29 protein-coding genes and 1 other RNA gene are annotated in these 24,826 nt (G+C 67.2%); 15 read left to right on the top strand and 15 right to left on the bottom strand.

Annotation, left to right across the window (positions count from 1 at the left end; all coding sequences use genetic code 11):
- The first annotated feature begins 152 nt into the window (after nucleotides 1-152).
- The 5 genes from AC0IY1_RS04520 to purQ all read left to right on the top strand — a co-directional run bounded on the left by AC0IY1_RS04520 (nucleotide 153) and on the right by purQ (nucleotide 3,583).
- Nucleotides 153-1,538 carry an ActS/PrrB/RegB family redox-sensitive histidine kinase gene (locus tag AC0IY1_RS04520; protein WP_471768008.1) on the top strand — a complete coding sequence of 462 codons (1,386 nt, stop codon included), beginning with the start codon at nucleotides 153-155 and terminating at the stop codon, nucleotides 1,536-1,538.
- 54 nt (nucleotides 1,539-1,592) lie between these two features.
- Nucleotides 1,593-2,195: an ActR/PrrA/RegA family redox response regulator transcription factor gene (locus AC0IY1_RS04515; RefSeq protein WP_055955230.1), complete on the top strand. Its 603-nt coding sequence runs from the start codon at nucleotides 1,593-1,595 to the stop codon at nucleotides 2,193-2,195.
- 116 nt (nucleotides 2,196-2,311) lie between these two features.
- Nucleotides 2,312-2,548 carry a hypothetical protein gene (locus tag AC0IY1_RS04510; protein WP_055955233.1) on the top strand — a complete coding sequence of 79 codons (237 nt, stop codon included), beginning with the start codon at nucleotides 2,312-2,314 and terminating at the stop codon, nucleotides 2,546-2,548.
- Nucleotides 2,549-2,663: 115 nt separating this feature from the next.
- On the top strand, nucleotides 2,664-2,903 hold the full coding sequence (purS, locus tag AC0IY1_RS04505) for a phosphoribosylformylglycinamidine synthase subunit PurS (RefSeq protein WP_055955237.1): 240 nt from the start codon (nucleotides 2,664-2,666) through the stop codon (nucleotides 2,901-2,903).
- Nucleotides 2,903-3,583 carry a phosphoribosylformylglycinamidine synthase subunit PurQ gene (purQ, locus tag AC0IY1_RS04500; RefSeq protein ID WP_055955240.1) on the top strand — a complete coding sequence of 227 codons (681 nt, stop codon included), beginning with the start codon at nucleotides 2,903-2,905 and terminating at the stop codon, nucleotides 3,581-3,583. Before purS ends, purQ begins: the two co-directional genes overlap by 1 nt.
- A gap of 160 nt (nucleotides 3,584-3,743) precedes the next feature.
- Here the strand turns inward: purQ and AC0IY1_RS04495 are convergent, their stop codons facing one another.
- The 8 genes from AC0IY1_RS04495 to gap form a co-directional block, all read right to left on the bottom strand.
- Nucleotides 3,744-4,289, bottom strand: coding sequence for an adenine phosphoribosyltransferase (locus tag AC0IY1_RS04495; protein WP_055955242.1), 546 nt, complete (start codon nucleotides 4,287-4,289; stop codon nucleotides 3,744-3,746).
- A 43-nt stretch (nucleotides 4,290-4,332) separates the two neighbouring features.
- On the bottom strand, nucleotides 4,333-5,127 hold the full coding sequence (locus AC0IY1_RS04490; RefSeq protein ID WP_055955245.1) for an inositol monophosphatase family protein: 795 nt from the start codon (nucleotides 5,125-5,127) through the stop codon (nucleotides 4,333-4,335).
- Between the two features lie 119 nt (nucleotides 5,128-5,246).
- Complete coding sequence (locus AC0IY1_RS04485) at nucleotides 5,247-6,242, bottom strand: tetratricopeptide repeat protein (protein ID WP_082513154.1); 996 nt, start codon at nucleotides 6,240-6,242, stop codon at nucleotides 5,247-5,249.
- Between the two features lie 26 nt (nucleotides 6,243-6,268).
- Nucleotides 6,269-6,931, bottom strand: a complete 663-nt coding sequence (locus AC0IY1_RS04480) for a thiamine phosphate synthase (RefSeq protein WP_055955248.1) — start codon at nucleotides 6,929-6,931, stop codon at nucleotides 6,269-6,271.
- A gap of 18 nt (nucleotides 6,932-6,949) precedes the next feature.
- Nucleotides 6,950-8,023 (bottom strand): class II fructose-bisphosphate aldolase, encoded by a 1,074-nt coding sequence (gene fba, locus AC0IY1_RS04475; RefSeq protein ID WP_055955251.1) that lies wholly within the window; start codon nucleotides 8,021-8,023, stop codon nucleotides 6,950-6,952.
- A 198-nt stretch (nucleotides 8,024-8,221) separates the two neighbouring features.
- Nucleotides 8,222-9,424 carry a phosphoglycerate kinase gene (locus AC0IY1_RS04470; protein WP_055955254.1) on the bottom strand — a complete coding sequence of 401 codons (1,203 nt, stop codon included), beginning with the start codon at nucleotides 9,422-9,424 and terminating at the stop codon, nucleotides 8,222-8,224.
- Between the two features lie 35 nt (nucleotides 9,425-9,459).
- The gene (locus AC0IY1_RS04465) at nucleotides 9,460-9,927 is read right to left on the bottom strand and encodes a hypothetical protein (protein ID WP_055955257.1); all 468 of its coding nucleotides are present in this window, start codon (nucleotides 9,925-9,927) and stop codon (nucleotides 9,460-9,462) included.
- A gap of 71 nt (nucleotides 9,928-9,998) precedes the next feature.
- Nucleotides 9,999-11,006, bottom strand: a complete 1,008-nt coding sequence (gene gap / locus AC0IY1_RS04460) for a type I glyceraldehyde-3-phosphate dehydrogenase (protein WP_055955260.1) — start codon at nucleotides 11,004-11,006, stop codon at nucleotides 9,999-10,001.
- A gap of 426 nt (nucleotides 11,007-11,432) precedes the next feature.
- Here gap and AC0IY1_RS04455 point away from each other — a divergent pair, with 426 nt between their 5' ends.
- The 7 genes from AC0IY1_RS04455 to AC0IY1_RS04425 all read left to right on the top strand — a co-directional run bounded on the left by AC0IY1_RS04455 (nucleotide 11,433) and on the right by AC0IY1_RS04425 (nucleotide 15,970).
- Nucleotides 11,433-11,714 (top strand): DUF4164 domain-containing protein, encoded by a 282-nt coding sequence (locus tag AC0IY1_RS04455; protein WP_055955263.1) that lies wholly within the window; start codon nucleotides 11,433-11,435, stop codon nucleotides 11,712-11,714.
- Nucleotides 11,715-11,750: 36 nt separating this feature from the next.
- Complete coding sequence (locus tag AC0IY1_RS04450; RefSeq protein ID WP_055955265.1) at nucleotides 11,751-12,110, top strand: cell division protein ZapA; 360 nt, start codon at nucleotides 11,751-11,753, stop codon at nucleotides 12,108-12,110.
- 121 nt (nucleotides 12,111-12,231) lie between these two features.
- A non-coding RNA gene (gene ssrS / locus AC0IY1_RS04445) (6S RNA) lies at nucleotides 12,232-12,389 on the top strand.
- A complete protein-coding gene (locus AC0IY1_RS04440; protein WP_055955267.1) occupies nucleotides 12,379-12,987 on the top strand; it encodes a 5-formyltetrahydrofolate cyclo-ligase in 609 nt (202 codons plus the stop codon). Before ssrS ends, AC0IY1_RS04440 begins: the two co-directional genes overlap by 11 nt.
- Nucleotides 12,988-12,996: 9 nt before the next feature.
- Complete coding sequence (locus tag AC0IY1_RS04435; RefSeq protein WP_055955269.1) at nucleotides 12,997-13,818, top strand: TIGR00282 family metallophosphoesterase; 822 nt, start codon at nucleotides 12,997-12,999, stop codon at nucleotides 13,816-13,818.
- Nucleotides 13,819-13,959: 141 nt separating this feature from the next.
- Nucleotides 13,960-14,955: a MotA/TolQ/ExbB proton channel family protein gene (locus tag AC0IY1_RS04430; protein WP_471768004.1), complete on the top strand. Its 996-nt coding sequence runs from the start codon at nucleotides 13,960-13,962 to the stop codon at nucleotides 14,953-14,955.
- Between the two features lies 1 nt (nucleotide 14,956).
- Entirely contained in the window at nucleotides 14,957-15,970 is a 1,014-nt protein-coding gene (locus tag AC0IY1_RS04425) for a peptidoglycan -binding protein (RefSeq protein ID WP_055955275.1), read from the top strand.
- 9 nt (nucleotides 15,971-15,979) lie between these two features.
- Here the strand turns inward: AC0IY1_RS04425 and AC0IY1_RS04420 are convergent, their stop codons facing one another.
- Genes AC0IY1_RS04420 through AC0IY1_RS04410 form a run of 3 tightly spaced genes read right to left on the bottom strand, consistent with a single transcriptional unit; the run spans nucleotide 15,980 to nucleotide 18,419 of the window.
- Nucleotides 15,980-16,363 (bottom strand): hypothetical protein, encoded by a 384-nt coding sequence (locus tag AC0IY1_RS04420; RefSeq protein WP_156375767.1) that lies wholly within the window; start codon nucleotides 16,361-16,363, stop codon nucleotides 15,980-15,982.
- 11 nt (nucleotides 16,364-16,374) lie between these two features.
- Entirely contained in the window at nucleotides 16,375-17,928 is a 1,554-nt protein-coding gene (locus AC0IY1_RS04415; protein ID WP_471768002.1) for a S10 family peptidase, read from the bottom strand.
- Nucleotides 17,929-17,966: 38 nt separating this feature from the next.
- Nucleotides 17,967-18,419, bottom strand: a complete 453-nt coding sequence (locus tag AC0IY1_RS04410; RefSeq protein WP_055955281.1) for a DNA polymerase III subunit chi — start codon at nucleotides 18,417-18,419, stop codon at nucleotides 17,967-17,969.
- Nucleotides 18,420-18,608: 189 nt separating this feature from the next.
- On the opposite strand from AC0IY1_RS04410, the gene AC0IY1_RS04405 reads away from it, so the two are divergent.
- The 3 genes from AC0IY1_RS04405 to AC0IY1_RS04395 all read left to right on the top strand — a co-directional run bounded on the left by AC0IY1_RS04405 (nucleotide 18,609) and on the right by AC0IY1_RS04395 (nucleotide 20,957).
- Nucleotides 18,609-19,622, top strand: a complete 1,014-nt coding sequence (locus tag AC0IY1_RS04405) for an SDR family oxidoreductase (RefSeq protein ID WP_055955492.1) — start codon at nucleotides 18,609-18,611, stop codon at nucleotides 19,620-19,622.
- On the top strand, nucleotides 19,622-20,527 hold the full coding sequence (locus AC0IY1_RS04400; RefSeq protein ID WP_471768000.1) for an alpha/beta fold hydrolase: 906 nt from the start codon (nucleotides 19,622-19,624) through the stop codon (nucleotides 20,525-20,527). Before AC0IY1_RS04405 ends, AC0IY1_RS04400 begins: the two co-directional genes overlap by 1 nt.
- A 199-nt stretch (nucleotides 20,528-20,726) precedes the next feature.
- Entirely contained in the window at nucleotides 20,727-20,957 is a 231-nt protein-coding gene (locus tag AC0IY1_RS04395) for a hypothetical protein (RefSeq protein ID WP_055955287.1), read from the top strand.
- Between the two features lie 10 nt (nucleotides 20,958-20,967).
- Here the strand turns inward: AC0IY1_RS04395 and AC0IY1_RS04390 are convergent, their stop codons facing one another.
- The 4 genes from AC0IY1_RS04390 to AC0IY1_RS04375 all read right to left on the bottom strand — a co-directional run bounded on the left by AC0IY1_RS04390 (nucleotide 20,968) and on the right by AC0IY1_RS04375 (nucleotide 24,816).
- Complete coding sequence (locus AC0IY1_RS04390) at nucleotides 20,968-21,270, bottom strand: hypothetical protein (RefSeq protein WP_055955290.1); 303 nt, start codon at nucleotides 21,268-21,270, stop codon at nucleotides 20,968-20,970.
- Nucleotides 21,271-21,508: 238 nt separating this feature from the next.
- On the bottom strand, nucleotides 21,509-23,137 hold the full coding sequence (locus tag AC0IY1_RS04385; protein WP_055955292.1) for a CTP synthase: 1,629 nt from the start codon (nucleotides 23,135-23,137) through the stop codon (nucleotides 21,509-21,511).
- A gap of 246 nt (nucleotides 23,138-23,383) precedes the next feature.
- Nucleotides 23,384-23,806: a preprotein translocase subunit SecG gene (secG, locus tag AC0IY1_RS04380; protein WP_055955295.1), complete on the bottom strand. Its 423-nt coding sequence runs from the start codon at nucleotides 23,804-23,806 to the stop codon at nucleotides 23,384-23,386.
- 251 nt (nucleotides 23,807-24,057) lie between these two features.
- A complete protein-coding gene (locus AC0IY1_RS04375; protein WP_055955298.1) occupies nucleotides 24,058-24,816 on the bottom strand; it encodes a GNAT family N-acetyltransferase in 759 nt (252 codons plus the stop codon).
- Between the last annotated feature and the right edge of the window lie 10 nt (nucleotides 24,817-24,826).

Raw genomic sequence — 24,826 nt, 5'->3', positions numbered from 1 at the left:
TCGCCTACGAAATCCGCCGTCGGCACGGCACTCCGCATCGATTTGCGCGGATGCGATCCGCTCGATTTAGCGCAAAAGCGATGTCGACAAGAGCGGATGTTGGAGCCTGGAGGGATAGACGCGAGACAGCCGGGCCCTATCGTTCCCCTGATATGATCGACATGAGCACCAACGGCTTCGTCCGCGACGCACGGCACCTGCGTCTCGACACCTTCGTGCGCCTGCGATGGCTCGCGATCACCGGCCAAAGCGCGGCGGTGGTCGGGGCGCAATTCGGGTTGGGCCTGCCACTGCCCTTCGGGTGGTGCTTCCTCGTAATCGCCACCTCGTCCTGGCTGAACCTCGCGCTGCGCATCCGCTTTCCCGCGAGCTACCGCCTCAGCGACGATTCCGCCGCCCTGCTCCTCGCCTTCGACATCATCCAGCTCGCCGCTCTGCTCTTCCTCACCGGCGGATTGCAGAACCCGTTCTCGCTGTTGTTCCTCGCCCCGGTGCTAATCTCGGCCACCGCCCTGCCGCCCGAGCGCACCCTCGCGCTCGGTCTCCTGGCGATTGGTCTCGCGACGCTGCTCGCCCTCGTGCACCGCCCCTTGCCTTGGTTTGCCGATGGGCGGCTGGAACTGCCCTTCCTGTACATTTCGGGCATCTGGACCGCGATCCTGCTCGGGACGGCCTTCACGGGGGTTTATGCCTGGAAAGTCGCGGAGGAGACGCGTCAGCTCGCGCAGGCCCTGGCCGCCACGGAACTGGTGCTGGCCCGGGAGCAACACCTGTCGCAGCTCGATGGGCTCGCTGCCGCCGCCGCCCACGAACTCGGTACGCCGCTTGGGACCATCATGGTGGTGACAAAGGAACTGACCCGTCAGTTGGCGACGACGGCCAGCCCCTCTGTGCGGGAGGACCTGGCGCTCCTACGTGATCAGGTCGATCGCTGCCGTGGCATTCTTTCGAAGCTGACGTCCCTCGATAGTGATGAGGCCGGCTTCCTCCAGACTGTCAGCCTCAGCCACCTCGTGGAGGAGCTCGTCGAGCCGCAGCGTGCCATGGGCATCATCCTCGACGTCTCGAACCAGGGCGAAGGTCGGGAGCCTGCGTGCAGGCGCAATCCGGGAGTGATGTTCGGGTTGGCCAACATCGTGGATAACGCCGTCGACTTCGCCACCGAGCGGGTGATCATCGAGGCGCGCTGGACCCTTGAACGGGTTTGGCTAGAGATTCGGGACGACGGCCCAGGCTTCTCGAGCGATGTCCTGCTGAGGGCCGGCGAGCCCTACGTGACGACACGAAGCCCGGATCGCTCACGCAGCCCGGACAGCACCGGCGCCGGTCTCGGCCTCGGGCTTTTCATTGCCAAGACGCTGATCGAGCGCTCCGGAGCTCAGTTAACACTGTCAAATGTCTCTCAACACGACGCGACAGGCGCGGTGGTCCGCGTCAGCTGGGCGCGTCACATCTTCGAGCGAGGCGCGCTGGCGGTCGATCATGCGCAATTGAGTAGTGGGCAACCCCTGACGGAAACGGGTGCGACACCTATATAACGACCAGAGCAGAACCCAATCGAAGTTGGTTCGTGAACTACGGAGGAGCGTCGGATGCTGACGCAGACTGGAACAACGGCGCCGAGTGCCGATATCGCTCAGCTTGCCGACAATGATCCCCTGGCCGCTTTCCACGATCGTTCGCTGCTGATCGTCGATGACGACAAGCCTTTCTCGACGCGTCTAGCCCGTGCCATGGAGATGCGAGGCTACGAGGTACAGGTTGCTGAGAGTGTCGCCGAAGGCGTCTCGATGGTCGATGTTCGTCCGCCGGCCTTCGCAGTCATCGATATGAGGCTCGGCGATGGCAATGGGCTCGACGTCATCGCTCGGCTCAAGGAGCGTCGACCGGATGCACGAGGGGTCATTCTGACTGGCTACGGCAATATCGCAACGGCCGTAACGGCCGTGAAACTCGGTGCGTTTGACTACCTGGCCAAACCAGCCGACGCCGATGAGATCCACGGGACACTCATGGCGCAGCCCGGCGAGCGAGCCGACCCGCCCGAGAACCCGATGTCGGCGGACCGGGTGCGCTGGGAGCACATCCAACGCGTCTACGAGCTTTGTGGACGGAACGTCTCTGAAACGGCGCGTCGCCTGAACATGCATCGCCGGACGCTCCAGCGTATCCTGGCCAAGCGCGCTCCGCGCTGACGTCTGGGGAAAACAAGGGCGACGTTGCGCAACCGGTTCGGTTCGCGCTACGCCGCCCTTCATCGTTTCAACGCCGGGTTTCCTGGGCGTGAAGTTGGCAACGGGGTGACACTCCTGTGAACACGCGCAATTTCGTCACCATCCTGAGCATGATGGTTCTCGTCGGCACGGAGGTGTTCGCCGTGGCCATCGCAGCCGGCTGGGCTTTGGCCGGTCTGTTCGATCTTGGTGACACGGTAGGCCATGTTCTGATGGCGCTGTTCAGTCTCTTCGCCGCCTGGGTGATGCTACAACTATGGCGACGCGCGACGAGCATTGAGCCACTGCGCGGACCAGAAACCATTAGGCGCTGAGCGGAAATCACACCTTCGACCTCTACGCGCGGCCCCTCCGGGGCCGTTTCGCGTTGCTTGCTTGGCATTTCCCGATTATCGGCTGGATGCCCCGACACTAGACGAGTTCGAACCCATGAAAGCACGCATCATCGTCACCCTTAAGACCGGCGTGCTAGACCCGCAGGGCAAGGCGATCGAAGCGGCCCTGACATCGTTCGGGCTATCGGGTATCGACAGCGTTCGCCAAGGAAAAGTCTTCGACGTCGAGGTCGCGGGGGAAGACCGCACGGCCGCAGAAACGACGCTGAAAAGCGCCTGCGAGAAGCTGCTCGCCAACACCGTCGTCGAGAACTACGTCATCGAGATCGCCTGATGCGCGCCGCCATCATCGTTTTCCCGGGCTCTAATCGCGACGCGGACGTGGCCCGAGCCCTGGCCCAATCCGGTGCCGAGGTCATTAAGGTCTGGCACGCGGATACAGCCCTGCCGGCCGGCACCGATCTCGCTGTGCTGCCAGGTGGGTTTTCCTACGGTGACTACCTCCGTTGCGGTGCTATCGCCGGCCGCGCTGCCGCGATGGACGCCGTCCGCGCGCATGCCGCGCGGGGTGGCCTTGTGCTTGGCATCTGCAATGGCTTCCAGATCCTGTGCGAGTCTGGCCTGCTGCCCGGCGTCCTGATGCGGAACGTTGACCGGCGTTTCATCTGTCATCGGCAGTTGCTCCGGGTGGAGCGCGCCGATACCCGTTTCACGTCAGCCTACGCCAAAGATCAGGTCATCGACGTTTGCGTAGCCCATGGCGAGGGCAACTACTTTGCAGACCCAGAAACGATCGCGCGCCTCGAAGGCGATGGACGGGTGGCGTTCCGTTACTCCGACGCTGCGGGCAACCTCACGGTGGACGCCAATCGCAACGGCTCGCTAAATTCCATCGCTGGCATCTACTCCGAGAACCTGAACGTACTCGGCCTGATGCCGCACCCGGAGAACTTCGTAGAGGACCTCGTCGGTGGGACCGACGGACGTGGACTCTTCACCAGCTTGGCGGCGTAGCGCCCTCATAAGCCTCTTCTTCGCAGGAAGAGGCTGGCCAACGGCGGGGCGGGTCGGGTCGAGGTGAACGATGGGTCCGGAGAGGCTCTGTATCCTCTCCTGACTGCCCCGCGGTCAGACAATCCCGAGCCCCAAAGACAAGTGTGGGGCTCGCGACCGCTCAATGGCCCTCGAATTCCATTAAGGTCCGCACCGGCACATCAAGGTCCCGTAGCTTCTGAGCGCCGCCGATCTCCGGTAGGTCGATGACGAAGCAGGCCGCCACCACTTCAGCGCCAATCCGACGCAGCAGGTTCACAGCCGCGCAGGCTGTGCCGCCGGTGGCGATCAGGTCATCCACCAGAAGCACCCGGTCGCCCGGCTTGATGGCATCAACGTGGATTTCCATCTCGTCGGTGCCGTACTCGAGGGCGTAGGCAATCGATACTGTCGTATGTGGTAGCTTGCCCTTCTTTCGAATCGGGACGAAGCCGGACGAAAGCTGGTGCGCGACCGCCCCTCCAAGAATAAAGCCCCGCGCCTCGATACCCGCGACCTGATCGATGCGTCCCCCCGCATACGGATGCACCAGCGCATCGACCGCCCGACGGAACGCGCGCGGGTCGCTGAGCAGGGTGGTGATATCGCGAAATACGATGCCGGGCTTCGGGTAATCCGGGATGGACCGGATCGAGTCCTTCAACGCAATGTGGCGGCGGCTTTCCATCGGGGAGCCCTTGTCGAGGAGATTGGAGGCGAAGACGCGCCCCTCAGGCGTTGGCGCGGCGTAGGAGTTTCACGAGCTCGCCGTGTAGAATCTCGTTGCCGCAAGCGACCGAACGGGCTGCCAGCGGCTCGGCGCCACCATCGGCGCTGGTAACGAAGCCGCCGGCCTCACGCACTAGGATGATCCCCGCAGCGATGTCCCAGGTTTGTAGATCGCGCTCCCAGTATAGGTCCGAGCGGCCGCAGGCGACATAGGCGAGATCGAGAGCGGCCGATCCGAAGCGGCGAGCGCCTCCGGTGACGGCCATCACGGCGGCGACCTCCCGCAGGAGCTTCGGATGGTCGCCGCGACCAAGATAGGGTGAGCCGTAGGCGACAAGGGCATCGGCCATGTCAGTGCGCCCGGAGACGCGGAGGCGACGGTTGTTAAGATAAGCACCCTTCCCACGCTCGGCTACGAACAGTTCATCCTTGGCCGGATCATAGATCACGCCGGCGACGATCTGTCCCTCGCGCTCCAGCCCGACGGAGATGGCGAAGTGCGGGATGCCGTGAAGGAAGTTCGTGGTGCCGTCGAGAGGGTCAACATGCCAAGTGTGGCTCTTGTCCGCGCCCTCGACATTGCCGGACTCTTCCAGGATGAGCCCGTAGCCTGGACGCGCCTTCATCAGGGCATCCTTGAGGACTTCCTCGGCCTTGCGATCGGCAGCCGAGACGAAGTTTCCGGGCCCTTTGCGTGAGACCTGGAGGTTCTCAATCTCGCCGTAGTCGCGTTTGAGGCCGCGGGCCGCTTTGCGCACGGCGTCGACCATGACGGTCATGAGGGGTGAGCTGATCATCGATCTTCAGGTCCAGGCCGATTCAAAGAACGTCGGTTCACATAACATTCGGCGCGGCAATAGCACGTTTGCGCGCCGGCTCACCCCTATCGAATGCGGGGCTGCCCCACGGGACTCCGCTAATTGACCTTCGCTCGATCCGCAGCAAGCGTTTCGGCGCGTGTGCGCTCGGCCGGCTCAAGGCCTTTCAGGTTCTCGTCCAGCCAGGCGTCGGACAAACCCTGCGCAGACGCCGCGAGGTTCCAGGCAGCCGCCTCGACCAAATTCTTTTGAACGCCACGCCCGACCGCGAACAGGCGCGCAATCCGGTTCTGTGCGATCGCATTTCCGCGGGCGGCGGCATGCTGGAAATAACGCGCCGCACGCATTTCGTCCTTCGGCAGACCCGTCCCGTTGAAGAGAAGGATGGCGAACTCAACCTCGCCGGCCAGATCACCGTTATCCGCCGCACGCCGAAACCATTCGGCAGCCTGAGTCGGATCTTTCTGCACACCGCGCCCCTGTAGGTAGAGGACGCCGAGATCGTGCTGAGCCGCACCGATCTCCCCTTCGGCCGCCTTGCGGAACAGGGTGGCAGCCCGAGCTTGATCCGGCTCAGTGCCGGTCCCCAGAAGAATCAAGGCGAGATTGTAGGCTGCCGTAGTGTCGCCAGTCTCAGCAGCCTTTTCGAGCCATTGCCGGCCGGTCTTCATGTCTTTGGCGCCGCCCCGCCCATCGATGGACATCAGACCCAGCGACGCCATCGCGTGCACGTCTCCCTGCGCCGCCGCAAGGCGGTACCATTCCGCGGCCTTGACCGGATCCTGTTTGATACCGAGACCCTGATTGTAGAGTTCGCCTAGCAGCGTCATCGCCGCCGCATCCTTCGGATCCGCCGCAATTCGCTTTGTCGCCTCGCGAAACGCCGTGGTGTATTGCCCACGCTGGTAGGCACCAAAGGCCGTATCCGCCGACTTGTCGCTAGGCTTCGCGGTGAAGGGTACCGCCCGCATAGCGTTGGGCGAATAAGGAGTCGGCAGTTCCTTCAGAGGGGCAGAGAAGACCTCACGCGTCGCTGGCTTGGCTGCTTCCGGCGATAGGGACGACGCGGCCCAGACGTCAGACAGGCCAAACATCAGAGCCAGAAGGCTGAACAACAGTCTCACGCGGCCGTCTCCGCGGCAGCGGCAACCTGCACTTGGATTGTGGCGACGTCAGCGTCCTGGCCGATCCAAAGCGGGCTTTCTAGGCCGAGGAACTCCGCGCCCGTGGCCAGGAGCGGCCCGACTTGATCCGCGGCATGTGCGACGGCGATGCACGGCGTCTCGAAGATCTCGGTCCACCACCCGGCGCGATCAAGAACCGTCTCAGGATCGGGAGCCATCCCATCCGCGTAGAGACCACCGAACATGACGTAGTCGACGCCAGCCTCACCGGCCTCCATTGCGGCGTGCTTCTGCTCGTGACCGCCGGCTCCCAGAATTCGTCCGTCGGCCAAGCGCTCGCGCAGTCCGCGTAAGTCGCCTTCCCGCGGCTTGTCGAGATGGACGCCATCGGCGCCACCGCGGGCCGACACGCTCACAAGGTCGCCGTCGAAATTTGTACAGGCGACAACCACGGCCGCACCGGCCTCCTGTACCGTCGGTGCCAAGCGCTTGACGAGGTTCACCAAGCTTCGCTCATCGGCTGGGGCAAGCCTCAGAATGACAGCTGCAACATCACCGGCCGCACAGGCGGCCGTGATCGCTGCACTAAGCGCGTCGGCGTCACCGGCCTCGACTCGGTGGGGGCTAAGCAGGGCGAGGCGGGTGCGAGTTTCCGACATACAGGGTCCTTCTGACGCTCAGCCCGCCGCACCGATCTTCGGATCGAGGGAGCCGTTGGCGTAGCGTTTGGCCATGGTAGCCACGGAAACCGGGCGGATCTTAGAACCCTGACCGGCGGTACCGAACTCCTCAAAGCGTTGCTTGCAGAGCTTCGTCATCGCCTCCATGGCGGGCTTCAGGTATTTGCGCGGATCGAACTCAGCCTTATTCTCGGCCAGGATCTTCCGAATCTGGCCTGTCATCGCCATCCGGTTATCCGTGTCGATATTAATTTTTCGCACGCCGTGCTTGATGCCGCGCTGGATCTCCTCGACCGGCACTCCCCAGGTCGGCTTCATCTCGCCGCCATACTGATTGATGATGTCCTGCAAGTCCTGCGGTACCGACGACGAGCCGTGCATCACAAGGTGGGTCGAGGGCAGGCGGCGGTGGATCTCCTCGATAATATTCATTGCCAGGACGTCGCCGTCGGGCTTGCGAGTGAACTTGTAGGCGCCGTGCGAGGTGCCCATGGCAACCGCCAGCGCATCGACCTTGGTGGCTTCGACGAACTTCACAGCCTCGTCGGGATCGGTAAGGAGTTGGTCGTGACTCAGCACGCCCTCTGCGCCATGGCCGTCCTCGGCCTCGCCCTGTCCGCTTTCGAGCGAGCCGAGCACGCCGAGTTCGCCCTCCACCGAGACGCCCGCCCAGTGGGCCATCTTCGTGACATTGCGGGTGATCTCGACATTGTAGTTGTAATCGGCCGGGGTCTTGCCGTCCGCTTTCAGCGACCCATCCATCATCACCGAGGTGAAGCCGTACTGAATAGCGGTGGCACAGGTGGCCTCGTCGCTACCATGGTCGAGGTGCATGCAGACGGGGATATGAGGATAAATCTCAACAAGACCGTCGATGAGCTTGGCCAGGACGATGTCGTTGGCATAGGCACGCGCGCCTTTGCTCGCCTGCAGGATCACCGGGGAATCAGTCGCATCCGCCGCGGCCATAATGGCGAGACCCTGCTCCATGTTGTTCAGGTTGAACGCCGGCACGCCGTATTCATGCTCGGCGGCATGGTCCAGGAGCTGCCTCAGGGTGATGCGGGCCATAGGTTTCTCCACAGATACGACCGCCGCCGAGGCGATCCACCAGTTGTCGCGCCAGAAAACGCGATCCATCCGAATTCGGTCGTCTTTTCGGACCTTTGCGGATCCGTTGCAACTGTCGCAAGACAGCATTTCGGCCAGGGGGCGCAGCGTCAATAAACGGCGGCCGTCATTCCCTGACGCGCTGGGTCGCGGATGCGATCAACTTTTGGCGCGCAGGGCCTCGACGCCCGGCAGTTCCTTGCCCTCAAGCCACTCCAGGAAGGCGCCACCGGCAGTTGATACGTAGGAAAAGGTCTCGCCTACACCTGCATGGTTCAGCGCAGCGACCGTGTCACCGCCACCCGCCACCGAGACAAGCTTCCCAGCTTGCGTACGCTCAGCAGCGTGCCGGGCGGCTGCCACGGTTGCGGCATCGAACGGGGTCAGTTCGAAGGCACCTAGGGGGCCGTTCCAGACCAGAGTGGCGGCCTCGTCGATGGCCGCGTTGATCTCGGCGACCGAGGCAGGCCCGGCATCAAGGATCATTCCTGTTTCCGGCACATCATCGACCGTGACGGTCTCGTGCGCGGCGTTGGCCTTGAACTCAGAGGCCGAGACGGCATCGACCGGCAGAATAATCCGACACTTGGCCGCCTTGGCTGCCACAATGATGCGAAGGGCAGTCTCGGCAAGATCCTTCTCGCAAAGCGATTTGCCAACCGCCTTACCCTGCGCGTGCAAGAAAGTGTTGGCCATCCCGCCGCCGATGACCAGCATGTCGACCTTCTCCACGAGGTTTTGGAGAAGGTCGATCTTGGAGGAAACCTTCGCCCCGCCGACGAGAGCAATGACTGGGCGGGCAGGAGCCTCAAGCCCCTTGGTGAGAGCGTCGAGTTCGGCCTGCATCAGGCGGCCCGCATAGGCCGGCAGCAGATGTGCCAGCCCCTCTGTGGAAGCGTGCGCCCGGTGCGCCGCCGAGAAGGCCTCGTTCACGTAGAGGTCGCCGTTCGCCGCGAGCTGCTCGGTGAAAGCCCGGTCGTTCTTCTCTTCGCCGGCGTGGAAACGCGTGTTTTCAAGGAGGACAACGTCCCCGTCCTCCAGGCGCGCGACCGCTTCTGCCGCAGCCGAACCCACACAATCCTCGGCGAAGGCAACGGGACGGCCGAGCTTCTGACTGAGAGGCTCGACCACGGGCTCCAGCGACTCGGAGCTGACGGGCTTACCTTTCGGTCGTCCGAAATGGGCCAACAGTACGACGCGGCCGCCCTTATCGGCGACTTCATTGATCGTCGGCACGATTCGCTCAATGCGGGTGGCGTCGGTGACGCGCCCGCCCTCCATCGGAACGTTCAAGTCTACACGAAGGAGAACGCGCTTGCCCTTCAGCGGGCCGGCATCGTCGAGGGTTCGAAAAGCGGTCATCGGGGCCTTGGCTTCAGTCGGGCAGGACGAGGAAATCAGCGCGGGGGCAGCATCGCATCGAGGTGGAAGCGCTGCGCCGCGATGGTGAGCGCAACCGTGAGAACGGCGGTGATGATGGCGGTAAGCACCAAGGCGCCGGACCCGGGTAGGCCGCGCGTGCGATCCGCGATGGCGCGAACCTCGCTGCGCAAGGCGGAGAGATCGCTCTGGCGGGCCGCCTCGTTCATACGGCCAGCGGCGCCCTCGACCTTCTCCTCGACGCGGGACAACAGCGCCTCAGAGCGAGCGTACTTGTCCTCGATCCGGGAGCATTTATCCTCGATTCGGGCGAGCTGATCGCCGCCGGCAGTGCCGCCGTGCGATGACAGAGGTTCCACCTTGCCGGCCACGACGGGACCCGCAGGAGCCTGACCGGCAGTAGCCACCGCCGGCGGGGAGTCCGCCGGCGGGATTGCTGAAGTGCCTGGAACGAAGCCGCGTCCGGAGGGGGAGGTCTCTGTCATGTCAGGCGCACCATGCTCGTCTTCGCGTGGTCTTCGGGAACGTTCAACCCGTCAGGATACGGCGATGCGGCTTAGAGCAGTTTGCCCATTGCCACGGCCGTGTCAGCCATCCGGTTCGAGAAGCCCCACTCGTTGTCGTACCAGGACAGGATGCGCACGAAGGTGCCGTCCATGACCTTGGTCTGATCGAGGTGGAAGGTCGACGAGTGCGGATCGTGGTTGAAGTCGATCGAGACGTTCGGCTGGTCCGTGTAGGCCAGTACGCCCTTGAGGGGACCGTCCGCAGCTGCGCGGATCGCGTCGTTGATCTCCTCGACGGTGGTCTGGCGCTTGGCGGTGAACACGAGGTCGACAGCCGAGACGTTCGGGGTCGGCACGCGGATCGAGGTTCCGTCGAGCTTGCCTTTAAGCTCCGGCAGCACGAGACCGACGGCCTTCGCGGCGCCAGTCGAAGTCGGAATCATCGAAAGTGCGGCGGCACGGGCCCGGTAAAGGTCCTTGTGCATCTGATCGAGCGATGGCTGATCGTTCGTGTAGGAATGGATCGTCGTCATGAAGCCACGCTCGATCCCAACGAGATCGTTCAGCACCTTGGCCACCGGTACGAGGCAGTTGGTGGTGCAAGACGCGTTCGAGATCACGCGATGGTCGGTGGTGAGCTTGTCGTGGTTGACGCCGTAGACCACGGTCAGGTCGGCTCCGTCGGCCGGTGCCGAGACAATGACGCGCTTGGCCCCAGCATCCAGGTGGGCCTTGGCCTTGTCCTTCGAGGTGAAGATGCCCGTGCACTCGAGGGCGATATCGACACCGAGTTCGCGATGCGGCAGCTCCGCCGGATTGCGAACGGCGGTGACCTTGATGCGCTTGCCGTCAACGACGATGAAGTCGCCGTCGACCTCAACCTTGGCGTTGAACCGACCGTGGATCGAGTCGAAGCGCAGCAGGTGAGCATTGGTCTCGACGGGGCCGAGATCGTTGATCGCCACCACCTCAATGTCCTGGCGGCCGGCCTCATGGATGGCGCGCAGAATGTTGCGGCCGATGCGTCCGAACCCGTTGATGGCAACCTTCACCGACACGGCGTGAGTCCTTCCCATAATCGGGCGCCGGCCACGCAGCACCCTCCAGCAAGTTGATCGTCGCGGCTTGACCGGATGTCAGGCCTCGATCCGTTGCCCGCTCTGTGCGAGTCCCGATTGAACGGCAGATGAACTGCCGCGCAGGCTCGGGCACGCAAACACAGCCCAAGACCGAGGTAGCGCGCGGCAGGACGGTGCCCAGGGCGGCGGACAGATCCCTGCCCTATCGCCTGAGCCCGTCGCGTGCTGCCGTATAGCCGGTCTGCGAGCGGCCGGTCTCTAACATGGTGACAAATCGAGGCAAAGGTTACATCGCCCGGCGCAGGGGGTGGATAACCGTTTCACGGTGGATACCGTGCTGGCGTTCAGGCGTGGCGTGAACGACTTCGTCGGATAGAAGCAGGTAGAAGTGAAGGGCATCCATCCGTGAGCCAGACCGTCGATCTGGCGCTGCAGCGCCTCCAAGCCGTGCTCTCACGGCTGGAGAGTGCGGTCACGCAGCGCTTCGAGGCCGAGCGCGATCCCAGCGACTTGGAAACCGAGCTCGCGATCATGGGCGAGGACCGGGCGAGGCTCGCCGCCGAACTCGATGCGGCGAGCGCGCGCCTCGCAGAGGTCGAGGCGACCTCGTCCGATATCGATCACCGCCTCGGGCGAGCGATCGACGCCGTCGAAGGCGTACTGACGCCGTCCCGCGCACTCCGCTAAGTTTCGCACTTCAACGCTCCAGCGACCCAACGCCCGATGCCCCAAATCAACGTTACCATCGACGGCAAGAATTACCGGATGGCCTGCGCCGAAGGTGAGGAGGCGCACCTGACTGCCCTGGCTGAGGGACTCGATGGACGGATCGTGGAGATGCGCCGATCCTTCGGCGAAATCGGCGACATGCGCCTCCACGTGATGGCCGCCTTGATGCAGGCTGACGAATTACAGGAGGTACAAGGACGCCTAGCCGCGCTCGAGCAGGAAGCCGCCGCCCTCAGGGAAACGGTGGAGTCGGCCGAAGCGGTGCGTGCAGCCGCGGAGGAGCGGCTTGCCGAGGGACTCGTGCGCTGTGCCGAACGGATCGAGCGCCTTGCGCACGTCATCTCGGCCGGCTGAACACGCTAGGTCGACTCAATGCCAGTCAGCGAAGCGTCGAGCGCTGATCTCGCTCGTGTTTTCTGCGGGTCGAACCGGCGCCCCCCTGGCGCGGGACGCGTACCGTCGCTACATGGGATCTGCGGGGCTGCCGGGTCCGTCAGGAGAACTTTTCCCCGGGGCCTTATCGACTCCCCAGGGAGCTGTCCCTGGCCTTGTCCCTGGACTTGGCCAACACGGCGCCCACCTACATTGTAGGTTTCCCGGGATCGACACTCCAACGGCTCACGTGGCTCCGCACTCAGATCTTTCTCCCTCCGAGATATCCGTTTCCAGCCGCAAGGCGGCCCTCCGCAACGAGGCTCTGGCCCGCCGTGATGCCCTCCGAGAGGCGGATCGGCACATTGGTTCGATGCGGATTGCCGAGACGGTGATGACCATCGGGGCGCTGACCAAGGCCGAGATTGTCGGGGCCTTCTGGCCCATCCGCAGCGAAGTCGATCCGCGTCCCCTCGCCCGCCTCCTGTTTGCGCGAGGCCAGCGCATCGCCTTGCCGAAGGTCACTTCCGAAGGGCTGGTGTTCCGGGAATGGCGTGAGGGCGAGGCCCTCGTCGCTGGTCGCTTCGGTCTCAGTGAACCGCACGACGACCTGCCGCCGCTCGATCCGACCGCGCTCCTCGTGCCGCTGGCGGCCTATGATCGCCGTGGCCATCGCATCGGCTACGGTCGCGGCTACTACGATCAGGCGATCGAGCGTCTTTCGCGGAACGGTCCCGTGCTCACCATCGGGATCGCCTTCTCGGTCCAGGCCGTCGACGCGGTCCCGTCCGAGCCGCACGATCAGCCCCTCGATCATCTCGTCACCGAAGCGGGGCCGGTCCCGCTGATACGGACCTAACTTCCCGCAATGCGCATTCTCTTCCTCGGCGACGTGGTGGGCCGTCCCGGCCGGACTGTCATCTCGGACCGACTGCCGGCCCTTCGTGAACGTTGGCGCCTCGACTGCGTGGTCATCAACGGCGAGAACGCCGCCGGTGGGTTTGGGCTTACGGAAGCGATCTGCGACGAACTCCTCCAGGCAGGGGCCGACGCGGTGACGCTCGGCAACCATTCCTTCGACCAGCGCGAGGCCCTCGTCTTCATCCAGCGGCAGACCCGTCTGGTCCGGCCGGCAAACTATCCCCCGGGCACACCTGGCCGCGGAGCCACCGTGGTGGAAACCCGCAAGGGCGCCCGCGTGCTCATCCTGAACGTCATGGGCCGGCTCTACATGGATGCCCTGGACGATCCCTTCGCCTCGGCCGAACGGGAACTCTCCGTCTGCCCGTTGGGCGCCGTGGCGGATGCCGTCATCGTCGACGTCCACGCCGAGGCCACGAGCGAGAAGCAGGCCTTCGGTCACTTTCTCGACGGCCGCGCCAGCCTGGTCGTGGGCACCCACACCCACACCCCGACCTCGGATCACAGGATTCTCCCCGGCGGCACCGCCTATCTCTCGGATGCCGGCATGTGCGGTGACTACGACTCGATCCTCGGCATGCAGAAGGAGGAGCCCCTGCGCCGGTTCCTGCAGAAGACGCCGGGAGCCCGCCTGGAAGTGGCCCACGGCGAAGGGACGCTCTGCGGGATCGCGGTCGAGACCGACGACGCGACGGGCCTCGCCAGGAGCGTGGCCGCGGTACGCCTCGGACCGCATCTGGAGGAGACGTGGCCGCGAGCGTGGGATTAGCCGGCGCAACGGAGCGCCCATCCACGGAACGAAACCGCGGGCGACTTGATCGGCGCCGAACCACCCTGCAATGTGCCGGCGCGTTCGCCCCGCTCGCTCTGCGCGGGGCGACAGTTCCGCGTTGAGAGTGTGCCCCAGCCGATGGCGACCCCACCCGCACCCGCGACGATCGCCAAGCCGGGCATCTACCTCGTCCGGATGCTGGTCTTCCTGATCCTGGTCGGCTTTCTCGCCTTCGTCCTGTTCCGTCAGATCACGCCGGCCTTCCTCGCCAATCCGGGTCTCAACGGGCTCATCCTCGGGGTCCTGCTCATCGCCGTGCTGCTGGCCTTCGGGCAGGTGGTGCGGCTCTACCGGGAGGTGACCTACGTCAATGCCGTGGCGGCGGGCGAGAGCCCGAGCCGGCCGCCACCGCTGATGGCGCCCTTGGCACCGGCCATCGCCGCCCGGCACGACGGCCTCACCCTGACCACCAGCCGCGCCTTCCTCGACACCGCGGCCGCGCGCCTCGACGAGGGCCGCGAAATTCTGCGCTACGTTTCGGGCCTGCTGATCCTGCTGGGCCTGCTCGGGACGTTCTGGGGCCTGATCGACACGCTGAGCGCGGTCGGGTCGGTGATCAAGACCATGCGGGGCGGCGGCGAGGCCGCGGCGATGTTCGACGAGTTGAAGAACGGCCTCGCGGTGCCCCTTTCGGGCATCGGTCTCGCCTTCTCGGCCTCGCTGTTCGGCCTCGCGAGCTCGCTGATCATCGGCTTCCTCGACCTGCAGGCCGGGCAGGCGCATGCGCGCTTCCACAACGAGCTGGAGGACTGGCTCCTCTCCGGCGAAATACCACAGGGTCGTGTCGAGGTCGCGGCCCCGGCGAAGGTGCAACCCGCGCCCCTGCCGATACAGGACCCTGCCAGCGCCCGCGAACTGAAAGAGGCCGTGGACCGTCTGACCGCCGTGGTGGCGGAGGGCGCCAACGGGCGCGTCGCCACCCAGGCCATGACGAATCTCGCGGAAGGCATCCAGGGGCTCGTGCAGCACATGCGCGCCGAGCAGCAGATGATTCGCGACTGGGTCGAGGCCCAGGCGACGCGCGAGCGCGAACTGAAGCAGGTGCTGGAGCGCCTGGGCCGCGAGCGGACCTGACATGGCCTCGACGCGCGGTCGCCGCGACCGGAGCCTGAACGTCTGGCCGGGCTACGTCGATGCCCTGGCGACGCTGCTGCTCGCGGTGGTCTTCCTGCTGACGATCTTCGTGGTCGGCCAGTTCTTCCTCTCCCAGGAGATCAGCGGCCGCGATTCGGTGCTGACCCGGCTCAATCGCCAGATCGCCGACCTGACGGACCTGCTGGCCCTGGAGCGCTCGACCCGCAAGACGCAGGAGGAGCAGGCCTCGTCCCTGCGCAGCACCCTGCTCGGCGCGCAGGCCGACCGCGACCGCCTCAAGGCTCAGGCCGACGCGTCCCAGGGCGCGGCGGGGCGCCAGGGCGAGGTCGACAGGCAGCTGGCGGCCGAGCGCGCCAACACGGCGCGGGCCGTCTCGCAGATCGACCTGCTGAACGAGCAGATCGCGGCGATGCGGCGGCAGCTCGCCGCCCTCGAGGATGCCCTCGCGGCCTCCGAGACTCGCGACCGCGAGAGCCAGGCCCGCATCGCCGACCTCGGCAGCCGCCTCAACGTGGCCCTGGCCCAGAAGGTGCAGGAGCTCGCGCGCTATCGTTCGGACTTCTTCGGCCGCCTGCGCCAGATCCTCGGCAACCGCCCGGACATCCGCATCGTCGGCGACCGCTTCGTCCTGCAATCCGAGGTGCTGTTCCCGGCGGGGTCCGCCAGCCTGAAGCCGGAGGCCGGGCCCGAGCTCGACCGCATCGCCGGTGCGATCCTCGACCTCGCCAAGCAGATCCCGGCCGACATTCCCTGGGTGCTGCGCATCGACGGGCATACCGATGCGCGGCCGATCGCCAGCGCGCAGTTCCCCTCGAACTGGGCGCTGTCGGCGGCCCGCGCCATCGCGGTCGTGCAGGCGATGGTGGCCAAGGGCATCCCGCCCCAGCACCTCCTCGCCGCCGCCTTCGGCGAGTTCCAGCCCATCGAGGCCGGCACGACCGAGGAGGCCTATGCCCGCAACCGCCGCATCGAGATGAAGCTCACCGAGCGCTGAGCCGGTGCCTCACTTCACAATCCGGTCGAGGTGGTTGTTGACGAAGAAGTACAGCTCCTTCGCGCCGGGCTCGTTGTAGAGCACCTGCACCTCGCGGCCAGCGCGCCCCTCCCCCACCAGCACGTCGGTGGGCGGCTTGCCCTTGAGCCGGACGAGGTCGCACTCGCCGATGCCGATCTCGATCGCGGGGGCTCCGGCCGGCGCGGGCGCCGTGCAGGTCCCGTCCCCGGTCAGGACGGGTCCCTGGAACGTCGGGGCGGGTGCGGGCCGCGGCGCGGCGACGGGGAGCGGCTCGGGCGCCCGGGTCTCGGTGCTGGTGCTGGTGCAGGCGGACAGGCCGCCGGCCGCAAGCGCGGCCAGGATGAGCAGGCGCGGGAGGTGGGAAGCGGGCACGACACGGGTCCTCAGCGCTGCGCGGGGCTCCGCGCGCTGAGCGCGGCCGCGTAGAGAGCCGCCGCGTCCCGATGGAACGCGGCGCGCGAATCCGGTCGGGAATAGAACATGTGCCCGCCCGGGTACACGGCGAGATCGAGGCGTCCGCCGCCATAGGCCGGCATCTGGTCGATCAGGAGCTTCGACGCGAAATACGGAGTGACCAGGTCGGTATACCCGTGGGCGACCAGCACCCGCATGTTGCCGTCGAGGGCCAGCACGCCGCGCAGGGCGCCGAGGGATTCGGGCGCCGAGCGGCCGCCGCCCCAGGTCCAGCCCCGGTTCACCGCGGTGTTGAGCAACTCGTAGCGCAGATCCGGCACCCGGTAGTTCAGCGTGTCGTTGTAGAGCGCGATCATCGCGCTGGTCAGCGGCGCCTGGAGCGCGGTCAGCAGCGGGTCCTCGAAGCCCGAATAGGCGGCATTCGGGTCCGGGTCCCAGCCGGTCACGCCGGTATCGTAGGCGCTGGCGACGCGGCCGGTATCGCGGCCGATCTCGCGCTGGACGCTCTGGCCCGAGAGCCGGCCGGCCTGCCGCCGGACGAAGCTCGGGTCGAGCCCGGTCAGGGCGCCGACCCGGTCGCCCAGCCGGGCCACGGCGGCGCTGTCGGACGGCCCCTTCAGGAGATCGGCGAGGTAGGGCCCAGTGGCGTAGGCCTCCGCGTCCGCCATCGTCTCGCGCGTCGGGCTGCCGCCCGCCCGCTCGATGGCCGCCGCCGCGAAGGACGGCAGCTTGATCACGTGGCCCCAGGGCGTCCTGCGCGGTGCCTGCAGCCAAGCGAAATCGAGCACCGGCGAGAGCAGAACCATGCCCGACAGGCCGACGCCGATCTCCTCCTGGAGCTTCGAGGCGATCAGCGGACCGCGGAAGCCGCCATAGCTCTCGCCCACGTAGAATTTCGGCGCGGCCATGCGGTCGTTGGTGCGCAGCCAGCGGGCGATGGCCGAGGCCAGCACGGAGGCATCGGCATCGATGCTCCAGTAGCGCTTGGCATCGCCATCGGCCGCGCGGCTGTAGCCGGTGCCCACGGGGTCGAGGAACACGAGGTCGGTGAAGTCGAGCCAGGTCCCGTCATTGGGCACCAGGCCGATCGGTGCCGACGGGCTGATGCTGGCGCCCTCCACCGGCAGACGCCAGGGCCCGATCGCCCCGATGTTCAGGTAGGCCGAGGCGGCGCCGGGCCCGCCATTCACCGCGAAGGTGACGGGGCGCGCCGCGTCCCCCGTCTTGCCGCCGCCCTGGCCGGCCAGGCTGTAGGCGATAAAGGCGATCTCCGCCTGGAGCTTGCCGGCCTCGTCGACCAGGGGCAGGCTGCCGGCGCGGGCCGTGAAGGCGAGCGTGCGCCCATCCGGGAGCGTGACGCTGTGTTCGGTGACCACGTCCGCGGGGAGCTTGCCGCCCTGGGGGGCGCGCGGCTCGGGCGCTCTTCGCGCCTCGGCCGGCCGCTCACCCTGCGGGGCGGGCTGCGCCTGCAGGGGCGGGGTCGCGATCAGCAGGGCCGCGAGGCCGATGGCGAGACGTCTCATGGCGGATCCTCTCGGCGATGGTCGGTAGGGGGACGACGTCAGGCCTTCTTCTGCCAACGGCCGTCCTCGTCCTGCTGCCAATAGGCGATGGTGTGTCCGGCGGCCTTCGCCTCCTTCCACTGCTCGCGGGCGCGCAGCAGCGAATCCTGGTCGGTGCCGTCGAACAGCACGCAGATCCGCGCATAGTCGGCGGCATCGGACGGCAGGTCGGCGCCTTCCACCAGGAAGCGGATCGAGGCAGCGTTCGGGTTCACCGCCTTCAGGGTCAGCACGACGGGCTGGCTGGCCGCGTCGGCGTCCCGGTCGGTCCCGTGCGGCAGGAAGCTGTCGTCGCTGTACGTCCAGAGCTGGTCGTCGAGCGCCTGGAGCCGTTCCTCGCTGGCCGCCTGGATGGTCGCACGCCACTGGCGCTCCAACGAGCGCTCCAGCAGGTTCGGGAGCACCGTCTCGAGGGGCTGATTCTGGAGGTGGTAGAACAGGATCTCGGTCACAGGCTGCAAGGTAGTCATGCGGCGCGCCAAAGCCAGCGGCATCGCCGCCCGCCGCGCCTCTTCCCCTGGGCGAAGCCGCGCGTGAAAACCGCGCAGGCGCGCCCTGGGAACAGAACCCGCGGGCCTCCCGCGAGTAAGCGTTCGAGGACGCCGGTGGCGATCCGTGCGAACGGGCGGGGAATGGGCACGATGCGACACCGGAAGGCGCTGCGCGATCAGGTGATGGTGATCACGGGAGCTTCGAGCGGCATCGGTCTCGCCACGGCCCGCATGGCAGCCCAGGCCGGGGTCCGGGTGGTCCTGGCGGCCCGCAGCGGCGACACCCTCGCGCGCATTGCGCGGGAGATCGAGGGCGCGGGCGGTCACGCCGTCGCCGTGGCGGCGGATGTCGGCCAGCGCGCCGACGTCCAGGCCGTCGCGGACCGCGCCATCGCTGCCTTCGGTGGGTTCGACACCTGGGTGAACGTGGCCGGCCTGACCATCTACGGGCCACTCAGCAAGGTCTCCGATGCCGATCACGAGCGCCTGCTTCAGACCAACCTCTGGGGCACGGTCTACGGCACGCTGATCGCGGCCGATCACCTGCGCGAGCGGGGGGGCAGCATCATCAATATCGGCAGTGTCGCGAGCGACCTCGCCTTCCCCTTCCAGGGCATGTACTGCGCCAGCAAGCACGCGATCAAAGGATTCACCGACGCCTTCCGCATGGAGCTCGCCGATGAAGGCGCACCGATCTCGGTGACCTTGATCAAGCCGACCTCCATCGACACGCCGCTGCCGCACCGCGCGCGCAACTACATGGATCACGAGCCGATGCTGCCGCCCCCGGTCTACCGGCCGGAAGAGGTGGCGCGCGCCATCCTGCATGCCGCCGTGCATCCCGAGCGCGACATCGTCGTCGGCGGCGGGGGCAAAGCCCTGACCAGTCTCAAGGAATTTTCGCCGGGCACCTACGATCTGCTGGCGCCCGCGATCATCGCCCTCCAGAAGCGCCGCGAGGCCCCGCGCAATCCCGACGGCACCTTGCACGGCCCCGGACAGGACGGCGAGACGCGGGGCGACCAGCCCGGCTACGTGCAGCGAAGCAGCACCTACACAAGGGCGTCCCTTCATCCGGCCTCGACGGCGCTTCGGCTCGGTCTCGGCCTCGCCGCGACCGCCTTCCTCGCCGGACAGAGCCGCCGTCGCCGGCGTCCGCTCTGATGGCGGCCGGATCCCTCGTCAGCCCGGTCGGCCGGGTCTCGCCCGCGGTCTCCGAGCGTCTCGTGCCCCGATCGACCCTCGACCTGCCGGACGGGCGCACGCTGGCCTATGCCGAAGCCGGGACCGGAGCGCCGGTCGTGGTCATCCACGGCACGCTGATGACCCTGGAAGACATGTGGCTCGGACCGGTGCCTCGCCTCGCCGAGCAGTTCCGGGTCATCGCCGTCGACCGACCGGGCCACGGCTTCAGCAGGCGCCGCGGCGCCAGCGATGCCCATCTCTGGCAACAGGCGGCCCTGATCCGCGACGGCGTTCGGGCGCTCGGCCTGGAGCGGCCGATCATCGTCGGGCATTCCTACGGTGGTGCGGTGGCGCTGGCCTACGGCCTCCAGTTCCCGGAAGAGATCGCCGGCGTCGTCGCCCTGGCGCCGATCTGCTTCCCCGAGCCGCGCCTGGAACACCTTCTCTTCGGCCCCCGGGCGGCCCCCGGCGGACATTTCGCGTCGCGCGTCCTCGGCCGCGCGATGGACCCGGCGCTGCTGCCCCTGCTCTGGAACGCGATGTTCCTGCCGGCCACGATGCCCCCCGGCTACGCGGCCGCCAACCCGTTCGGCCTCGCGGGAACCGCGGAACAACTGGTGGCCGAAGGGGAGGATGCGGCCGGCCTGATGTCGGGCCTGACCCGCAGCGCCCTGTCCTATCAGGCCTGCCGGGTGCCGGTCCGGATCCTCGCCGGCGACTCGGACATCGTGGTCAGTACGCCGCGACACGGATACTGGGCCTCGCACCGGATTCCGGGCGCCGCCTTCACCCTCCTGTCGGGGACCGGGCACATGCTGCATCACCAGCATCCCGACGCCGTCCTGGGCGCGGTCCGCGCCCTCGCCGATCACGTTCCCGCGTGAGCGCGGTCTCAATCGCACCGGGCTCGTTTTTGCTCAGGCTTCGTCAACCGGAAGCCATTATTGCGGTGCACACGCAACCCGGCGGCGGCGCAACCCCAGGCGCTGCCCAACTGTCTTCCCCCGATCGTCGTCTCTTCCCCCCATTCTCGCCGGCGACCCGCGACCGGGTGACCGAGCGATCAGCCAAGGATCTCAGTCCGTGAGCTTCACCGTCAGCGCGCGCGTCTCGGAGCGGTGCTTCAGTTTCCGCCACAGCTCGATCCTGGGCGCCGTGGAGCAGGGCTGGTCGCTGATGACCGCGGGGATGACCGAGGTGAAGATCACCGATCCCTCGGGGCGCGTCCATTGCCCGAACGCCCTGCACCAGCACCTGTTCGGACCGCGCGACACGGCGCGGCCCGAGACGAGCCTCACCGCGCTCGCGGCCTGAACCTCGCGCGTCAGCGCTGAACGGTCTTTCCACCGAAGGTAGAGAACGACTCGTCGATGACGCCCTTCTGCGCGGCATCGGCGTCGACCCGAACCTGGATCGCCGCCGTCAGCGCGGGCTCGCCCTCGGTCTCGCCCTTCTTCCGCCCGTCCTCCAGATCGCCGCCGGCCTGCTCGGTTCCGGCACTGTTGCGCTCGCCCGTCGAGACGACCGTGATCGCCTTCCGGTCGAGGCCGTGCTCCTGCACGAGGTGCTCCACGCTCATCTCGGCATCGCGGCGGGTCTCGAAATCAGCGGTGAAGATCGGCGGCATTCCATGACTCCATCTGGGGAAGCGACCCCGTGTGGACAGTCAATGGAGCAACGGGGGTGACGTTCCCCCCGGCAGAAGCGTCGCCGGCTCGTCCGGTGCGCGGTCCGGGCGGCGTCCGTCCGCGCCCGGCCGGAACCGCGCTCCGTCGGACCGTCGTCGGTTCTCGCCCTGGGCCGGTGCCGGCGTATCGGGCCGCGCTCCGGCAGGGACGGTCGGCGGGCGACCGTCCCCTCCGGGGCTAGACCAGGCGGCTCTGGACCATCGCGGCGCCGACGAAGCTCTCGAAGAGCGGGTGCGGCTCGAAGGGGCGGGACTTCAGCTCCGGGTGGAACTGCACGCCGATGAACCAGGGATGCCCGACATGCTCCACGGTCTCCGGCAGGAGCCCGTCCGGCGAAAGGCCCGAGAAGCGCAGGCCCTTGGCCTCCAGGCACTCGCGATAGGCCATGTTGACCTCGTAGCGGTGGCGGTGGCGCTCCGAGATCTCGGTCGTGCCGTAGATCTCGGCGATCTTCGAATCCGGGCGCAGGCTGGCCTGGTAGGCGCCGAGACGCATGGTCCCGCCGAGGTCGCCGGCCGCGGCGCGGCGCTCCAGCTCATTGCCCTTCAGCCACTCGGTCAGGAGACCGACCACCGGCTCGCTGGTCTCGCCGAACTCGGTCGAGTTGGCGTCCGAGACGCCGGCGAGGGCCCGGGCCGCCTCGATCACGGCCATCTGCATGCCGAAGCAGATGCCGAAATAGGGGATCTTGCGCTCGCGGGCGTAGCGCGCCGCGCGGATCTTCCCCTCGGCGCCACGCTGGCCGAAGCCGCCGGGGACGAGGATGCCGTGGATGCCCTCGAGGAACGGCGCGGGATCCTCGCGCTCGAAGACCTCGGCCTCGATCCACTCCAAGTTGACCTTCACCCGATGCGCGATGCCGCCGTGGGTCAGCGCCTCGGTCAGCGACTTGTAGGCGTCCTTGAGGCCCGTGTACTTGCCGACGATGGCGATGGAGACCTCGCCCTCGGGGTTCTTCACCCGCTCGGAGATGGTGCGCCAGCGCGTCAGGTCCGGCTCGTCCTGCGACGGCAGGCCGAAATGCGCCAGCACCTCCCGGTCGAGGCCGGCCTCGCGATAGGAGAGCGGCACGTCGTAGATCGAGGCGACGTCGCGCGCTTCGATCACGGCGGTCTCGCGGACGTTGCAGAACAGGCCGAGCTTGCGGCGCTCGTCCGTCGGGATCGGCCGGTCGCAGCGGCAGAGCAGCATGTCGGGCTGGATGCCGATGGAGCGCAGCTCCTTCACCGAGTGCTGCGTCGGCTTGGTCTTCAGCTCCCCGGCGGACGGGATGTAGGGCAGCAGGGTCAGGTGCACGAAGGCGGTGGCGCCGCGGGGCAGTTCCTGCCCGAGCTGCCGGATCGCCTCGAAGAACGGCAGGCCCTCGATGTCGCCGACCGTGCCGCCGATCTCGACCAGCACGAAGTCGAAGGCCTCGTTGCCTTCGAGGACGAAGTCCTTGATCGCGTTGGTGACGTGCGGGATCACCTGGATCGTCGCGCCGAGGTAATCGCCGCGGCGCTCCTTGGTGATGATGTCGAGGTAGATCCGCCCGGTGGTGATGTTGTCCGCCCGGGTCGCGGGCAGGCCGGTGAAGCGCTCGTAATGCCCGAGGTCGAGGTCCGTCTCCGCACCGTCGTCGGTGACGAAGACCTCGCCGTGCTGGGTCGGGCTCATCGTCCCCGGATCGACGTTCAGGTAGGGGTCGAGCTTGCGCAGGCGGACCTTGTAGCCCCGTGCCTGGAGCAGGGCCGCGAGGGCGGCCGATGCGAGACCCTTGCCGAGCGAGGAAACCACGCCGCCGGTGATGAATACGTACCGCGTCATGGGCCTCGGTCCATAAACAAGGGAAGACGATTCGCCAAACAACAAAAACGCCTATCCCCCGCGAGGTCTGCGCATGCGGGGCGAGGACGCCGTTCGATCGGCCTTGCAACGATGATCGGCGTCTGAACCCTCGGACGCCGCGTATCTCGATCACCCGGGCGCTCGCAGCGAGCGACCGGCCCCAGCGAACACGCCGCGGTTAAGACGGGGTCAAAGGCGACGTTCGTGGCGCCCTGAACCGCCCGATCAGCGCGACTGCGGCGCCTGCGGCACGGCCGGCTGGGCCGGTGCCGTCTCGGGCACCTGCGCCGGGGTGCCGGGCTGGGTGCTGGGCTGGGCGCCGCTCTGCCCGCGCAGGGTGTCGAGCAGGTTGCCGGCGTTCGGCGGCGTCGCGGGCTGGCTGGTCCCGGTTCCCTCGAGGATCGAGCGCGGGGCCGCACTGCGGTGCGACAGGATCGCGAGCGCCATGCTGGTGGTGAAGAACAGGGCGGCGAGGATGGCGGTCGCGCGGGTCAGCGCGTTGGCCTGGCCCCGCCCCGTCATGAAACCCGCGACACCGCCGCTGCCACCCCCGCCGAGACCGAGACCGCCCTCGGAGCGCTGGAGCAGGACCACGGCGATGAGGCCGAGGACGACGATGAGATGGATCGAGATCAGAACGGTCTGCATCGGGTTTCCGGAAGCTTCGTCATCCGCGCGCTGGTTCCGGGGAGGGAACCGGCCACGGGTGCATTACGGGCCGGAGAGTCCTGGCGCCGCCGACATATCCGCGGGGCCATACACCAGATGACCGCGCGCGCCAACCGGACCGAGGCTTCGGCGCAGATCCGGCGCCGCGGCGTGTCCGACGCCGAAGGGTCTCGCGCCGAAGGGTCTCGCGCCGAAGGATCTCGCGCCGAAGGATCTCGCGCTCGCAGCGCCTAGTCGCGGCGGCGGTAGCGGTAGTCGTAGAGGTTGCGGGAGAACCCGAGCCCGCCATAGAGCGCCCGCGCCGGCGCATTGCCCGCGATCACCTGAAGGCAGGCGCCGGTCGCTCCCTCCTGCCGCGCCCAGGCCATCAGCGTCGCGATCAGGCTGCGCGCATGCCCCGCCCGACGATGGGCCGGGTGCGTCGCGACGGATTCGAACACCAGGATCCCGCGATGCAGGACGCCGTAGGCCACGGCCACCGTCCGATCCGCTTCGATCCGACGCGCGAACATCCTGGGCAGGATCAGGCATGCGAGCGAGTCGCGATACGCTCGCAGAGCGGCCTCGGACACCACGCCCTCGCAGGCGGCATGGGCCTCCAGCCATGCCGCGTCGGGGGCATCGGTCAGGATGACGTCGTCCGGCACCGCGCGGTCGTCCGGCGGAAGCGCCGCGAACAGCGTGCAGGCCTCTCCTTCGGAGCGATATCCGAGACCATCGAGCACGGCGCCCATCTCGGGCACGAGATCCGGCACCCGGACGATCAGCGGCCGGCCGAGGCTCCTGTAGAGGCTCTCGGCCTCCGCGATGATGCGGGCGGGATCGTCGCGCCAGCCGCGCAGGGGATTGAGCGAGTTCGTCCGCCGCGTCGGACCGCCCGAGGCCCGCAGGATCCAGCCCCCGAGGCCGATCTCCAGCGGCGAAGGTCGGGCGTTGCGGCAGGCCTCCTCGACGGCCCAGGCGCGATCCTCGTCCGACTGCCAGATCATGTCCGCCGAT

Source organism: Methylobacterium sp. AC690, assembly GCF_979256535.1.
This window is presented reverse-complemented; position numbering and strand designations above follow the sequence as displayed.